13 protein-coding genes are annotated in these 15,241 nt (G+C 53.2%); 8 read left to right on the top strand and 5 right to left on the bottom strand.

From position 1 onward, the window contains the following. Window positions 1-16: 16 nt before the first annotated feature. On the bottom strand, window positions 17-1,378 hold the full coding sequence (locus FKN99_RS02875) for an AmpG family muropeptide MFS transporter (RefSeq protein WP_172116482.1): 1,362 nt from the start codon (window positions 1,376-1,378) through the stop codon (window positions 17-19). A 96-nt stretch (window positions 1,379-1,474) separates the two neighbouring features. Between FKN99_RS02875 and FKN99_RS02880 the strand changes: the two genes are divergently transcribed. Then, the gene (locus FKN99_RS02880) at window positions 1,475-1,993 is read left to right on the top strand and encodes an FKBP-type peptidyl-prolyl cis-trans isomerase (protein ID WP_172116483.1); all 519 of its coding nucleotides are present in this window, start codon (window positions 1,475-1,477) and stop codon (window positions 1,991-1,993) included. Between the two features lie 466 nt (window positions 1,994-2,459). Here the strand turns inward: FKN99_RS02880 and FKN99_RS02885 are convergent, their stop codons facing one another. Further along, window positions 2,460-4,196, bottom strand: coding sequence for a proline--tRNA ligase (locus FKN99_RS02885; protein ID WP_172116484.1), 1,737 nt, complete (start codon window positions 4,194-4,196; stop codon window positions 2,460-2,462). A gap of 235 nt (window positions 4,197-4,431) precedes the next feature. Here FKN99_RS02885 and FKN99_RS02890 point away from each other — a divergent pair, with 235 nt between their 5' ends. Next, the gene (locus FKN99_RS02890) at window positions 4,432-4,866 is read left to right on the top strand and encodes a hypothetical protein (RefSeq protein ID WP_087105633.1); all 435 of its coding nucleotides are present in this window, start codon (window positions 4,432-4,434) and stop codon (window positions 4,864-4,866) included. A gap of 127 nt (window positions 4,867-4,993) precedes the next feature. Here FKN99_RS02890 and FKN99_RS02895 read toward each other — a convergent pair whose 3' ends face one another. After that, on the bottom strand, window positions 4,994-6,205 hold the full coding sequence (locus FKN99_RS02895; protein WP_172116485.1) for a benzoate/H(+) symporter BenE family transporter: 1,212 nt from the start codon (window positions 6,203-6,205) through the stop codon (window positions 4,994-4,996). A gap of 319 nt (window positions 6,206-6,524) precedes the next feature. Here FKN99_RS02895 and FKN99_RS02900 point away from each other — a divergent pair, with 319 nt between their 5' ends. Continuing rightward, window positions 6,525-7,112 (top strand): helix-turn-helix domain-containing protein, encoded by a 588-nt coding sequence (locus FKN99_RS02900; protein WP_172116486.1) that lies wholly within the window; start codon window positions 6,525-6,527, stop codon window positions 7,110-7,112. On the opposite strand, the gene nfo is transcribed toward FKN99_RS02900, so the two are convergent. Further along, window positions 7,082-7,942 carry a deoxyribonuclease IV gene (gene nfo, locus FKN99_RS02905; RefSeq protein ID WP_172116487.1) on the bottom strand — a complete coding sequence of 287 codons (861 nt, stop codon included), beginning with the start codon at window positions 7,940-7,942 and terminating at the stop codon, window positions 7,082-7,084. The two genes, FKN99_RS02900 and nfo, sit on opposite strands and share 31 nt — an antisense overlap. A 38-nt stretch (window positions 7,943-7,980) precedes the next feature. After that, on the bottom strand, window positions 7,981-8,745 hold the full coding sequence (locus FKN99_RS02910) for a glycerophosphodiester phosphodiesterase family protein (RefSeq protein ID WP_172116488.1): 765 nt from the start codon (window positions 8,743-8,745) through the stop codon (window positions 7,981-7,983). A 195-nt stretch (window positions 8,746-8,940) separates the two neighbouring features. Here FKN99_RS02910 and FKN99_RS02915 point away from each other — a divergent pair, with 195 nt between their 5' ends. The 5 genes from FKN99_RS02915 to FKN99_RS02935 all read left to right on the top strand — a co-directional run bounded on the left by FKN99_RS02915 (window position 8,941) and on the right by FKN99_RS02935 (window position 15,232). After that, entirely contained in the window at window positions 8,941-9,918 is a 978-nt protein-coding gene (locus tag FKN99_RS02915) for an NADPH:quinone reductase (RefSeq protein WP_172116489.1), read from the top strand. A gap of 327 nt (window positions 9,919-10,245) precedes the next feature. Next, a complete protein-coding gene (locus tag FKN99_RS02920; RefSeq protein WP_172116490.1) occupies window positions 10,246-12,090 on the top strand; it encodes an SLC13 family permease in 1,845 nt (614 codons plus the stop codon). A gap of 139 nt (window positions 12,091-12,229) precedes the next feature. Continuing rightward, window positions 12,230-12,988 carry a DeoR/GlpR family transcriptional regulator gene (locus FKN99_RS02925; RefSeq protein ID WP_087105625.1) on the top strand — a complete coding sequence of 253 codons (759 nt, stop codon included), beginning with the start codon at window positions 12,230-12,232 and terminating at the stop codon, window positions 12,986-12,988. Between the two features lie 109 nt (window positions 12,989-13,097). Then, window positions 13,098-14,585, top strand: a complete 1,488-nt coding sequence (gene glpK, locus FKN99_RS02930; RefSeq protein ID WP_172116491.1) for a glycerol kinase GlpK — start codon at window positions 13,098-13,100, stop codon at window positions 14,583-14,585. A gap of 422 nt (window positions 14,586-15,007) precedes the next feature. Further along, entirely contained in the window at window positions 15,008-15,232 is a 225-nt protein-coding gene (locus tag FKN99_RS02935) for a hypothetical protein (protein ID WP_172116492.1), read from the top strand. The last annotated feature ends 9 nt before the right edge of the window (window positions 15,233-15,241 follow it).

Below are 15,241 nucleotides of genomic sequence, written 5' to 3' on the forward strand. Positions count from 1 at the left end.
CTCTTTCCACAGCCGCTCAACGCGGCTGTGGGGTGGGCACCAGCTGCTTGTCGCGGCTAATCCAGATAGCCAGCAGAATGGCGGGTAACCCCAGCAACGTAGCAACGATAAAGAACGTAACATACCCTTGGGCGCTAACCACTAGCCCGCCAAAGCCGCTTAAAAACTTCCCCGGTAGCGTCATCAATGATGAAAACAACGCGTACTGCGTTGCCGTATATGCACGCGACGTGAGCGTAGAGAGAAACGCAATAAACACGGCGCTTGCCAATCCGTTGGCCAGGTTATCGCCGATGATGGTGACCACCAGCATGGGGACCTGATTGCCGATCAATGCAAGTACCGAGAACAGCAAATTGGTGAAGGTGGCGGCAACGGCCCCCAGTATCAGCACCGGCCCAATACCGTAACGTGCGACCAGTAACCCGCCCAGAAGACCGCCGCCAATACTCATGGCAATACCGAAGATATTGGTCACATTGGCAATCGTTGCCAGTGAAAAGCCAAGGTCGATATAGAGCGGGTTAGCCATCGACGCCATGGCAAGATCGCTTATTCTAAACACTGCAATGAACACCAGAATGCCCAGCGCTTTTACCCCATAACGACGAAAGAAATCGGTAAAGGGGCATACGATGGCGCCGATAAACCAGGCGCCCATGCGGCGTAGCACTTTAGGTTGGCCACGGCTAGCGCGAATAAACGCACGTACTTTGGGTTCATGAATTAACTGCACCGAGAGCGATGCCCGCTTGGGCTCGGGGCGAATCAGCACGGTGAGGACACCCACGCCGACGAGCGCCGCCATGGTTAAGTAGGCCACGTCCCAGGAAATGGCTGACGCTACATAGAGCGCCCCGGCGCCTGCGGCCAGCAGGCCACCCCGGTAGCCGATAATGTAGGTAGAGGCCATGGCAGCCTGGACGTCGTCATCGGCGGACTCAATGCGGTAGGCATCAATCGCAATATCCTGGGTAGCTGAGCCAAACGCCACCAGCAGCGCAAACGCGGCTACCACGCCAAGATTGCCTTGGGGATTAACGCCTGCAAGACCCACAAGCCCCGCTGCAATCATCACTTGGGCCAGCAGCATCCAGCCTCGTCGCTGCCCGAACATGCGTGTGAGGACCGGCAGGGCGAGCCTGTCTACCACGGGCGCCCAGAAAAACTTGATCGAGTAGAGCATTCCTATCCACGCGAAAAAGCCGATGGCGGCGACGTCAATCCCGTCGCTACGTAGCCAGGCCGACAGCGTAGAAAAAACCAGTAAGAACGGTAAGCCCGCGGAAAACCCCAGAAACAGCATGGTAATAACAGGTGCCCTAAAGTAAATCGCCAGCGCGGCTAGCCAGCTACGCCGGGGTAAAGGGGTGGGCATATCGTTCAACTCCAGAAAAGACGTTGGCTTGAGCCAAGTGATAAACTGCATCAATGTTTATGACAATGTTGATAGCTTACCGGAGAGGAGTTTTCCATGTCGATCACGGCACATCAGGTCGTTACGTTGCACTATGTGCTTAGCGATGTTTTAAGCGATAACAGTGAGCAGGTATTGGATGATTCACGCGCCCGCAATAAGCCCCTTGAGTATTTGCATGGCCACGACAATATCGTGCCTGGGCTTGAGCGCGCACTAGCTGGCCTAAAGGCCGGTGATGAAGTAACAGTGACGCTTTTACCTGAAGAGGCCTATGGCCTGCGCAATGAAGGCCTGGTACAGGAAGTCGGCCGTAGCTCGTTTGGTAACGCCGACTTAACGCCGGGCAGCCGCTTTCAAACCGAAGGTGAGGCCGGTCCGCAAATTGTAACGGTAGTGAGCGTGGCAGGAGACCGAGTTACCGTAGATACCAATCATCCGTTGGCAGGACGTACGCTGAGCTACCAGGTAAACATTCTGGAGCAGCGTGAAGCAACGCGGGCGGAACTGGCAAAAGGGCATCCGCTTCCACCGGGAACCGAGCATGCCAAGGTAGAGGATCGTAAAGTGCTTTAAGTTGAGCTGCGTTAAGCGCGTCTCAGTGTGGTGTTTAAAGGCTGTATCAAAATGACTCAAAAAGGTTCGTGGCACCTTCTTAAAATTTGACCCAAGTCAGAGACTGATATGCTGCGGCTCGATAAGATGATGACCAGTTAGCGCACAGAAGCCGCTTTAGACGGGGGAGTCCCAAGCGGTGTGTCAGTGACCAAAATGTGAGTATTGGCACTCATTTTCTTGGTTAGTAGGCGCGTGGCGACGCCCGTTGTTGATGCAGCGTGCCACGCAAGCAAACGCCTGCTAAGCCTTGCGTCAGGGGAGGGGGTTACTTTAAGAAGTAAGCTTCCTTTTTACCGGCCCACTGGGCCGGTTTTTTTTGTCTGCGAGATAGCGATGAGTACGTACAAGCGTTGCTACGCCTGTGAGGTTGAAGTCGAGAGGATCACCGCCGTGTTGAGACACGGCGGCGGGACGAGATGCTGCTTTACTGAGCCGTGGGGTGCGCGCTGGCTTTTTCGAGCAGGAAGTCGACAATATCATCTGCTGGAATCATGGTCGCTTCACTGTCACGGCGGCCCTTGTATTCAAGCTCGCCGTTATCCAGGCTACGGTCGCCAATTACCAAACGATGAGGAACGCCCATCAGTTCCAAATCAGCAAACTTAACGCCTGGGCGTGTATCACGGTCATCGAGCAGTACATCCAGACCTGCGGCTGTTAACGCTTGGTAAAGACGCTCTGACTCTTCGCGAACGCGCTGGGATTTATGCGCATTCATGGGCACCAGCGCGACCTGGAAAGGTGCAATCGCGTTAGGCCAAATAATACCGGACTCGTCGTGATTTTGTTCAATCGCTGCCGCCACTACACGAGTAATGCCAATGCCGTAGCAGCCCATCCACGGATGGCTGGTTTTGCCGTTGTCGCCCAGCACGCTCGCATTCATGGCTTCAGAGTATTTTTGACCCAGCTGGAACACGTGGCCGACTTCAATACCGCGCTTGATCGACAGCGTGCCCTCACCATCCGGTGACGGGTCGCCTTCAACCACTTTACGTAAATCGGCGACCTGGGGAAGGGCAACGTCGCGCTCCCAGTTAATGCCAAAGTAGTGCTTGCCATCAATATTCGCGCCCGCGCCAAAGTCACTCATCAAGGCAACGCTGCGGTCAATGATGACCGGCATTTTAAGGCCGATAGGACCTAGTGAGCCAGGCCCCGCGCCTACAGCAGCACGAATTTCTTCTTCGTTTGCCATGGTGAGTGGCGTCGCTACCTGAGGAAGGTTTTCTGCCTTGACTTCATTAAGCTCGTGGTCGCCGCGCACCAACAGCGTAATCAATCCGCCTTCAGCAGCATGAACCATCAATGTTTTTACGGTTTTTTCGATAGGCAGCTTAAACTGCTCAACCAGTGCTGCGATGGTTTTGGCGTTGGGCGTCTCTACAACGCGCATTTCTTCACTGGGCGCTGCGCGCTGTACATCGCTACCTAGAGGTGCCGGTAAGGCTTCGGCTTTTTCCATGTTGGCGGCGTAGTCAGACGCATTCGAGAACACGATATCGTCTTCGCCGGAGCTTGCCAGTACATGGAATTCGTGAGAACCGGTGCCGCCGATAGAGCCGTTATCCGCAATCACCGGGCGGAAGTCCAGCCCCAAACGGGTAAAAATTCGCGTGTAGGCGTCGTACATGGTCTGGTACGTCTCTTGCAGCGATGCTTCATCCAAATGGAAAGAGTAGGCATCTTTCATGATGAACTCGCGCGAGCGCATCACTCCAAAGCGTGGGCGGATCTCATCACGGAATTTGGTTTGGATCTGGTAGAAGTTAATCGGCAGCTGCTTATAGCTTGCTATCTCTTTGCGCACCAGGTCCGTAATGACTTCTTCATGGGTCGGGCCTACGCAGTAGTCACGATCATGGCGGTCTTTTACGCGTAGTAATTCAGGGCCGTACTGCTCCCAGCGACCAGACTCCTGCCATAGTTCTGCCGGCTGAACGGCGGGCATCAGTACTTCCTGACCACCGGCACGGTTCATTTCTTCGCGAACAATCGCTTCTACTTTACGCAGTGTACGCAGACCCAGTGGGAGCCAGGTGTACAGGCCAGAGGTCAGGCGACGAATCATCCCGGCACGCAACATCAACTGATGGCTAATGACTTCGGCGTCGGCCGGGGTTTCTTTTAACGTAGCGATTAATAATTGGCTGGCGCGCATGGGAGATAGCATTCCTTGATAGTATAAAAGCCGCTGGTTTAGCGTTGAATGAGGCTATTGTACGGCTTAGCGGTTAGCGCGGCAAAATACTGCCATCAGCATGCCCGTCATCCAGGGGGCTGTTTGTGTTAATATGAACGCGTTTTCATGTGCTCGCGGGCAGTTTTCCTATAAAGCTATCTTTTAAAGCTACCTTTTTGCCTGCGCGCTTTTTTAAATTTTTGAGAGAATCTTGATGAAGCAAACTGTACGCCGTTGGTTATCGGGAGCCGTTGTGGGCGCCTCCATTATTGCATTGACTGGTTGCGGTACCCTGTTTCATCCAGAGCGAAAAGGCCAGCTAAGCGGCCAAATTGACCCGGTAGTGGCCATTGCCAACGGTGTGGGTCTTCTGTTTTTCATTGTCCCCGGTGTTATTGCCTACGCGGTCGACTTTTCAAATGGCACGATCTACCTGCCCAGTAATAACAGCGCTTCTGTCGATGTTCTACACCTTGATCGTGACTTAAACCTGGCGTCACTTGAAAAGTTGTTGTCCGACAAGGCGGGCCAGCCGGTTAGCCTGGAAAGCGAGCTGGTAATGATTGAAGAAATGAGCAACCTTGAAGAAGCGCTGGCAATGGTGCGGATGTCGGGTGTGATGGATGAAGAGCGCCTGGCGACGATGTAACGTTTAAAGCCCTGCATCAACAAACCTTCATTGAAAAAACGAGATCCCTGGGCTGTACTGTAAGCCTGCCTGGGGATCTCGTTTTTTATTGGTTATTGGTTATTGGTTATTGGTTATTAACGATTAGTTATTGGTTGGGCGCCGTCAGCTTTAAGGTGATTAAACCCGCGATTAACCCCCAAAATGGTCCAGCAATACCCAGTAGCGTAATGCCTGAACCGGTCAACAAGAAAGTGACGATGGCGGCATCACGATGTCGGCTATCGGCAAAAGCACTGGCTAGCCCGCCTGCCAGTGTGCCAAGCAACGCGATACCCGCCAGGGCAATCACCAGTGCGCTGGGTAGGGCGTTAAACACGCCGGTCACCGTCGCGCCAAAAATCCCCATAATGGTATAAAAAACGCCAGCGGCCATGCCCGCGGTGTAGCGGCGCCGTGGATCAGCGTGAGCATCAGGGCCTATGCAGACAGCGGCACTGATCGCCGCCATATTGAGCGCAAAGCCACCAAATGGCGCAAGCAGCAGGCTTGCGCCGCCTGTCCAACTGATAAGCGGTGAGCTGTCAGGTTGATAGCCTGCCGCGCGTAAAACCGCCACGCCCGGTAGATTTTGGGTCGCCATGGTAATGATAAAAAGTGGAATGCCCACGCCAATCAGGGTCGTTAAGGAGAATGCCGGCGCAGTAAAAACGGGCATGGCCGGAGTCAATGGAATATCGTTTAAATTGATTTGCCCTTGCACAAATGCAAGCCCCAGCCCGGTGACGAGCACGCCGGGTACCGCAAGGGTGGGCCATAAGCGACGGCCTGCTATCCAGGCGGCCAGCATAACGAGTGGGATTAGCCACTGTGTCTCGATAACGTTAAACAGCCCCAGCCCAAATCGCAGCAGAATGCCAGCCAACATGGCGGCTGCTATCGCACCTGGTATATAGCGCATTAAGCGATCGAACAGCCCCGTTACGCCGCATAGCGTAATAAGCAGCGCTGAGAATAGAAAAGCGCCAATGGCTTCATCAAGCGGAATACCCGGCAAACTAGTGGCCAGAAAGGCGGCGCCTGGCGTCGACCAGGCGGTTAGCATCGGCATGCGGTAACGCAGCGAAAGCCCGAAGGAGGTAGCACCCATGCCAATTCCCAATGCCCAAAGCCAGGAGCTGATTTGCGCTGCAGATGCGCCGCTAGCCTCTGCGGCTTGAAAAATAATCGCTGCTGAACTGGTATAGCCAATGACGACGGCAACAAACCCAGCCGTCACCGTTGATAGGCTAACATCCCGCCAAGCCGAGTAGTGTGGCCGTGGCGAGGTGGCATGCTCTTCGCTGGATGGCGCCTCCATGGTATCTCCTCGCTAACGCTTATTATTGAATGTGCGTTATAGCGCACAGTTGTGTAGGCTACCACCGTGCGCTATAGCGCACAACGCCATTAAGAAGCCTTACCCTAAAGAGATATGCGCCGTTTAAGGAACTCTTGTTCAAGAGCTTGGGCGGCGATACGTGGCTAAAAAAAGCAACAGAACATGCCGGCCCGAAGGGCTGGCGAAGTGAAAGTAATTATAAGCACGGACAGACACTCATCGCGGTGCCGATTAAATGCGTGTGTCGCTTTGACGAGTGAGTCAGTAAACTTCTTTTATGGCGTTAAAGGGGGGACCTATGGCGAGTGAAGTTCACACCATTGCTGAACATATAGCCAACACGGTTAAGCAGCTACGTAATAAACAGGGCTGGAGCCTGGACCGCACAGCGGCTGAAACAGGCGTAAGCAAAGCCATGCTAGGGCAAATCGAGCGTGGTGAGTCGAGCCCGACCGTATCAACGCTGTGGAAAATCGCCAGTGGCTTTCGAGTGTCGTTTTCTACCCTATTCGACAGCCAAAAACCGGTTCAGGGTGAGCTACGCCGGGATAGCGGAGAGTCGGTATGGGGAGATGACAGTGCAGGCATGCAGGCACGGCTGATTTTCCCTTATGATCCATTGTTGGGCTTTGAAATGTTCATGATTGAGCTGGCGCCCGGCGCGATCAGCGAGTCAGCGCCGCATGCCGAGGGCGTGGTAGAACATATTGTGGTGGTTGAAGGGGAGATGGAGCTGCGAATTGATGACCGTTGGCAAACGCTAAAGGTAGGCGAGGGGCTGCGCTTTTTTGCTGACCGCCCCCACGCAATGCGCAATGCCACGGCCACGCGCTTACGCTTTCATGATGTGATTCACTATTTGCCGGGTGCGGCTTCTTCTGCTTGAGTGCGCAGCCAGCTGATTTCTTCAGGCCAGATGTCAGGCTCTACGGTTTCTAAAATCATGGGGATTCCATCAATGCGGGCATCCTGCATGATGGTGGTAAAGGCAGGCAGGCCAATATTGCCTTTTCCCAAACTGTGGTGGCGATCAACCCGGCTGGCAAACGCACTTTTGGCATCGTTTAAATGCATACCGCGCAGATACTCAAAGCCTACGATGCTGCCAAGCTCATTTAAGGTTGCCTGTGTCGCTTCGGCGGTTCGTAGGTCATACCCCGCCGCGAACGCATGGCAGGTATCGATACATACGCCAACGCGTGACTTGTCATCGACATGGCGAATGATTTCCGCCAAGTGCTCGAAGTGCCAACCAAGGTTAGTGCCTTGCCCAGCGGTATTCTCGATAACGGCCGTTACGCCTTGGGTATGTACCAGCGCTTCGTTAACCGATTCCGCAATACGTTTTAAGCAATCCGCCTCGCTGATTTTGTTTAGATGGCTGCCGGGGTGAAAGTTAAGTAGCGTCAGCCCTAGTTGTTCGCAGCGCTGCATTTCATCCAAAAAAGCCGCACGGGATTTCTCAAGCCCCTCGGCTTCCGGGTGCCCCAGGTTAATCAGGTAGCTATCGTGGGGAAGAATTTGCTCTGGGCCAAAGCCATGCTGGCGACAGGCGGCTTTAAAGGCCTCAATTGCCTTATCGGTTAACGGCTTGCCTTTCCACTGGCGCTGGTTTTTAGTGAATAGCGCAAAGGCATTAGCGCCTATTTCCACCGCACGTTGCACGGCCTGGTCGGCTCCGCCCGCTGCGCTAACGTGTGCACCTATGTATTTCATGAACCCTCCTTGTATTTCATGACATCCCCCTGATGACTCTATTTTGAACGCTGGTTATCCAAAAAACGTTTAAAAATAGCAGGTTCGTCGGTAATCACGCTAGCAATGCCCCATTCCCAACGGTTATTAAAAGCGCTTGGGTCATTCGCGGTGTAACACAGCAGTTGATAGCCCGCCTGGTGCATGGCATCGGCCTGGTCGCGTTTTAAGCGTGGCCAGTGGGGGTGAATACTGAACGCATCAACCGACTCGCAGAGGGCGCGCCACTCCTTGGGCGTGTTACCAAACAAGACTCCCAGCGCCAGCTCTTCTTTTGGTGCCAATGTGCGGCAGTGTTTAAGTGCATCTACATCAAACGAAGATACAATCAGGCGTTCTGGCGATAGGGCGTCGCGCATGTCTGGTAGTACGCGATTAACCAATTCGATTGGGTCGCGGCCTTTATTGACTTTTATTTCCATATTGACGCCCATCTCCAGCTCATTGAGCAGCGCCAGCATGGCCTCCAGGCTGGCCATTTTTTCACCCGCAAAGGCATCGCCAAACCAACTGCCGACATCCAGAACGTTGGCCTGTGGCCAAGTGAGCGTGTTGAGGTTCCCCCGCCCATCAGAGCAGCGGTCCACTTCTGCGTCATGCCAAATCACGGGGGTGCCGTCGCCCAGTAATTGAACATCCAGCTCAACCCAGCGGGCACCTGCCTCATACGCGGCTCGTACGGCGGCTAGCGTGTTTTCAGGGGCGGCGGCGGAATAGCCGCGGTGAGCAATTAGGGTAGGGAGGGTAATAGCAGGGTGGGTCATCGCACATCCATAAGGCGTCACAGATTGAGTAAAATCAGTCTAGCATGCGCAAGTGACATCAGCGTGTCAGGTCAATCGCAGTGAATGCCGTTCGCTTAGAACTAACGGCTTGATTTCTGACGCCTAAAGCGTTTGGATAGCCGTTAGCTCGTTTGCAAAATGTCTGTTTGTCAAAATAAAGTACAAGGAGTTTATATGTCTCAGCGTATCGAGTTTGCCCGTACCGGCGGTTCCGAGGTACTTGAAGTAGCGACGGTTACCCCGGCAGCGCCCAAGTCAGGTGAAGTTCGGGTCGCCAATAAAGCCGTTGGCCTCAACTTTATTGATATTTATTTTCGTACCGGCCTTTACCCAGCACCGTCGCTGCCTGCGGGCTTGGGTACTGAAGGCGCGGGTATTGTTGATGCGGTTGGCGAAGGGGTGACTCATCTAAGTGTTGGGGACCGCGTTGCCTATGCGCAAGGCCCGTTAGGCGCGTATGCGGCGCATCATACGTTGCCGGCTGAAAAAGTCGTCAAACTGCCTGACTTCATCGATTTTGAAACCGCCGCGGCGAGCATGCTTAAAGGCTTAACCGTGCAGTATCTGTTACGCCAAACGCATGAACTCAAAGGTGGCGAGACCATCTTGTTCCATGCCGCGGCGGGTGGTGTAGGCTCGATTGCCTGCCAGTGGGCCAAGGCGTTAGGTGTGAAGTTGATTGGTACGGTTAGCTCTAAAGAGAAAGCCGACCTGGCGCTGGCAAATGGCGCATGGGCGACCATTAATTACACCGAAGAAGACGTGGTTGAACGCGTCCGTGAGCTTACTAACGGCGAAATGTGCGATGTGGTTTATGATTCGGTGGGCAAGGACACGTGGGAGATGTCATTAAACTGCCTGAAGCCTCGCGCGTTAATGGTCAGCTTCGGTAATGCCTCCGGCCCGGTTGATGGCGTTAATATTGGAATTTTGAATCAGAAAGGGTCGTTATTTGTTACCCGCCCCAGCTTGAACGGTTATGCCGACACGCGCGAGCGCTTGGAAATGATGTGCAAAGATTTCTTTAGCATGATCGAGAGTGGCAAAATCAAAATTGATGTTGCCAACCGCTATCCGCTGGCCGATGCGGGTAAAGCCCAGGATGCACTCCAGAACCGTAAAACAACCGGTTCAACCGTACTGCTGCCCTGATCGGTAGCGAGCGAGTAACAAAAGCCGCAAACGCGGCTTTTGTTGATTCTAGTTTTCAGTCTAGCTTTCAGACTAGCTCCTCTTTACTGCTTATTTTTACCTTTTCCAGATTACCGTTCTGTGAAGCGCAGCCAATGTGTCGTCCCCATGCGGCTTTATCAGCAGTTCCAGCCGGTCGGCTATTCTCTAACGTTTGCACACGCTATACGTCTGTATAGATACCGTCTAATGTGTAAAGGTTCTTCTCGTTCTTTACATGGGTTGTGGTTTACAAAGGCAAGCCGGAAGGGGTAAGCAGGCCGGGTAGCGTTACAGGAGATGATTCGCATGGCGATGGAAGCAATCGGCTTGGCACCCAGCACACTGATATTTATCGTGCTGGGATTAACGTTGGTAGCGTTCGTATGGGGGCGTTTTCGCTATGATTTAGTGGCATTAACGGCGCTTTTTGCATCGGTGATGCTAGGGCTTGTTCCGGCTGATTCAGCGTTTGCCGGGTTTGGTCATCCCGCCGTCATTACGGTGGCTGCCGTGCTGGTGTTAAGCCGTGGTTTTGAGCGTTCTGGCGTAGTGGATATTATCTCCAACCAAGTGCTCAAGGTAGGTGACCGGCTGATACTCCAGCTTTTAGCGCTAGTAGGAACCGTGGTGGTGTTGTCCGGCATTATGAATAATGTGGGGGCGTTAGCGCTATTGCTACCCGTTGCCATGCGGCTTGCCCGCGAACATAACACGTCTCCTTCCCTGCTTTTAATGCCGCTCGCGTTTGGTTCGTTGCTGGGGGGCTTAACCACCCTGATTGGCACACCGCCCAATATTATTATCTCCAGCTACCGTGGCAGTGTGACCGGGGAAAATTTTGGCATGTTCAGCTTTTCCCCTGTCGGGGTTGCGGTAGCTGTTGTAGGCCTTGTGTTTATCGTGTTAATTGGCTGGCGCTTAACGCCTAAACGCAATGCGAAGTCATCAACTGAAGAGATGTTTGATACCGCCAATTATCTGGTAGAGCTTAACGTTACCAAGGACTCTAAAGCCAACGGCTTAACGCTGCCGCAGTTACGCGATGAGCTTGAGGAAACCATTCCTGTATTGGCCGTAGTGCGCGACGATAACCGTCGGGCGGGCTACTCCTTTCATGGGATCTTGCAAGAGGGCGATATTTTACTGCTTGAGGCGGGCCCGGATGATCTAAAGCTGCTTGAAGATAAAGTAGGGTTGAGTGCGGTTGCGGAGCCTGAGGAGAAGGATGAAGATGCCTCAAAAGAGGATGAGGGCGAAGCAGGCAGCAGTGAGGGCCGGCAGCCGGTGGATACCGAAGGGCTGCAACTGATTGAAGCGGTCGTGCGTAATGATTCGATGATGAATAATCGCAGTGTCCGACAGCTGCGATTAAATCAACAGTTTGGTCTACATCTGGTGGCGGTTGCTCGTGACGGTAGTCGTTTGAAACAGCGCTTGCGAGATATTCGTTTTCAAACCGGCGATGTACTGCTGCTTCAGGGCAGCGAGAACGAAATTAGCGATAGCCTTTCTACCTTAGGCTGTTTGCCGTTGGCTAATCGGGAGCTGCAGTTAGGCCAGCCACGTAAGTTGGTTATCTCAATTGGGATTTTTGCGCTGGCCATTGTCGCGATGTTGCTGGACCTTCTGCCCGCAGCGGTCGCAATGGGCTGTGCCGCGCTTATTTCGCTATTAATTGGGGTATTGCCACTGCGGGATGGCTACCAGGCCATTGATGGCCCTGTGATTGTACTGTTAGCCGCCATGATACCCGTAGGGGAAGCCTTGGAAACCAGCGGTGGAGCCACGATTGTAGCGAATATCTTGCTGGACTTTGGCGCGCAGTGGCCCATCTTTATTTCCTTAATCGGCCTTTTCGTGCTCACCATGCTACTTTCAAATGTGGTCAATAATGCTGCCGCCGCATTGTTAATGGCACCGATTTCCGCCAGTTTAGCCCAAGGCTTTAATGTCTCTCTTGATCCGTTTTTAATGGTGGTCGCGGTGAGTGCTTCATGCGCGTTTTTAACCCCCATCGGCCATCAGTCCAATACACTGGTGCTGGGGCCAGGCGGCTATCGGTTTGGTGATTATTGGAAGCTAGGCTTGCCGCTTTCGATCGTTGTGCTGGTGGTTGCCCTGCCGGTTATTTTGTGGGTATGGCCGCTGTAAGTAACGACAGCAAAAGATAGTGCTCGGTGGCTCCCTGTGGGCCATCGAGCTTTGTTGAGCTTCGTCGTGTGGATCAGGGCTATCAGATTTTGTTACCCTATTACGCTTGGCGATAAATAAAAGTGAACAGGCTAAGCCTATGAATCAACAATACCGTCAGGATGCGATTGTCGAGCTGGTTCGTCAGCACGGTTATATGAGCATTGAGCAACTGACTGATCATTTCGCAGTAACGCCTCAAACGATTCGGCGCGATCTCAATACGTTGGCGAATGAGGGCCGAGTGAGGCGGGTGCATGGTGGCGTGGGAATTGAGTCAAGCACCGTTAATACGGCCTACAGCACACGTAAAACACTCCATCTTGAAGAGAAAGAGCGTATTGCTCATTGTCTGGCGCAGCATATTCCTAATCACTCATCGCTGTTTATCAATATTGGTACCAGCAATGAAATCATTGCCCAGGCATTGCTGGAGCATCAAGGGTTGGAAGTGATCACCAACAACCTTAACGTTGCCGCTATTTTGCAGCATAAAGAAGACTTTAACGTCATTATAGCGGGCGGCCAAGTGCGCTCCCGGGATGGCGGCATCATCGGTGAAGCCACCATCGACTTTATTAATCAGTTTAAGGTCGACTACGGCATTATTGGTATCAGCGGTATTGATGAAGATGGCTCTTTGTTGGAGTTCGATTACCAGGAAGTACGTGTGGCCCAGGCGATCATTGCTAATTCGCGACGCGTGTATCTAGCTGCGGATTACTCCAAGTTCCATCGCAACCCTGTGGTACGCCAAGGGAATCTTTCCCAGCTGGATGCGTTGTTCACTGACCGCAAGCCTCCCGAGTCTATCCAGCAGTTGTTAACCCAATATGATGTGGCGCTCTATATCGCCTAAACGGGTCAAGGCTGCTTTGTAGAGGTATTTTCGTACTTGAGCATCAATAAGGCTTAGCGTAGCCTTATTAATAATAAAGCGAAAATATTAACCTCAAAGCGAACATCTAATGTCCCGTTATCTACTTTCTATTGATCAAGGTACCACCAGCTCCCGTGCCATCTTGTTTAACCGACAAGGGGAAATTGCGGCCGTTGCCCAGCAAGAGTTTACCCAGCACTTTCCCCGTGATGGCTGGATTGAGCATGATCCTGAAGATATTTGGGAATCAGTAGTTGCGACCTGCAAAGAAGTGCTGGTGAAGGCCAGTGTTTCTGCGGGTCAAGTGGCGGGTGTGGGTATTACCAATCAGCGCGAAACCACGCTGCTGTGGGACCGCGCAACAGGTAAGCCACTTTATAACGCGATCGTATGGCAGGATCGGCGAACGTCTGATACCTGCCAAACGCTGCGTGAAGCTGGGCATACCGATAGCGTTCAAGCAAAAACCGGCCTGTTAATTGATCCCTATTTTTCGGCGACGAAACTGGCGTGGTTGCTTGAGAACGTGGAGGGTGCCCGTGAACGCGCTGAGCGTGGCGAGCTGGCATTTGGCACCGTAGATAGCTTTCTGATTTGGCGGCTGACAAACGGTAAGCAGCATGTCACCGATGCCACCAATGCCTCACGCACGGCGCTCTTTAACATACACACCCAGCAATGGGATGAGGATTTGCTGGCGCTGTTCAACATACCCGCCAACCTGCTGCCCAGTGTGAAAGACTCCAGCGATGATTTTGGCATGATGGAAGCAGAGTGGTTAGGGGCTGAGCTACCGATTGCCGGTGTGGCGGGCGATCAGCAGGCAGCGCTAGTAGGGCAGGCATGCTTTACGCCGGGTATGGGGAAAAGCACCTACGGCACCGGCTGCTTTATGATTGTAAACACCGGTGACACGCCCGCACTTTCGCGTAATCGCTTGTTAACCACCATTGGCTATCGGCTTAACGGTAAGCCCACCTATGCGCTGGAAGGCAGTATTTTTGTCGCAGGCGCAACCGTACAGTGGCTGCGGGATGGCTTGAACCTGTTTGCGGATGCGGCCGAAACCGAGGCGCTTGCCAAGGAGACCCGGCTGGGCCATAGCGTCTATTTGGTACCTGCCTTTACGGGGCTTGGGGCGCCGCACTGGGACCCTAAAGCGCGGGGAGCAATCTTTGGCCTGACACGGGACACCGGTATTGCAGAAATCGTTGCGGCAGGCTTGCAGGCAGTCTGTTACCAAACCCGCGATTTACAGCACTGTATGAACGACGATATGGACGCCACACCAAGCAAACTGCGTGTGGATGGCGGCATGGTTAAAAACAGCTGGCTGATGCAGTTTTTGTCCGACATGCTGGATGTTGAGGTGGATCGTCCCACTATTTTAGAAACCACTGCACTGGGAGCAGCGTACCTGGCGGGCTTACGCTTAGGCTGGTATGACTCTTTGGCAGAAATTGAACAGCTCTGGGACTGTGAAAAGAGCTTTATGCCGACCATGGGGGATGCGTCTCGCGAGCAGCTGTACCAAGGCTGGCTGGATGCCGTGTCGCGCGTACGTTCCGGCGAATAAGGCCATCACGTAGCCATCGTAAGGTGGCTGCGTGCACTTCTTGATTCTCTTCTTGTTGTAAGCTTTTAACACGTTTAACCCTGGGCGGCGGCCGATGTAGTCAAGCTACAACGGGGCGTGCGTCCAATGATGCATTGTTGGCTGATCGTTCATGAACCATAGTCAGGGCATGGGATGGAGTGATGCTTCGTTACCCCGATACATCGCACTATGCCTTGCCATATAACCTTTGTGCGTGCATACAGCAGGCGCTAAAGAGCGAAGACTTTATCTGTTTTTTTGACCGTTCGCAGTCACCGAACCAGGTGCTTATCCGGCCTGGCATGAGTAGTAATGCCACCATACGTATAGGGCGGCTGGCTTTGCCAACGAAAGCCCTTTGTGAGACCGGCAACGGATGACCATACCATGAGGTACTGAATATGAACTGTATTGAACTAAGCCAACAAGCTAACCAGATTGCCAGTACATTTAGCAAGCAGGACCTGGCTAAACTGGTACTTGCGCTTAAAGATAGCCCGAGGTCGCTTCAATGTGCCGTGGAAGTGATCGATACGCTCGATAGTCGGTCTGGCTGTACGCTGGATGAAGCCTGGGATGAAGTGTTGGCAGGCGACTCGCAGCTACAGGTTGCTAACGAGGAGTAAGGTGTTAAA

This window comes from Halomonas hibernica (genome assembly GCF_013183775.1).
In the GTDB taxonomy this organism is placed as follows: Bacteria; Pseudomonadota; Gammaproteobacteria; order Pseudomonadales; family Halomonadaceae; genus Vreelandella; species Vreelandella citrativorans.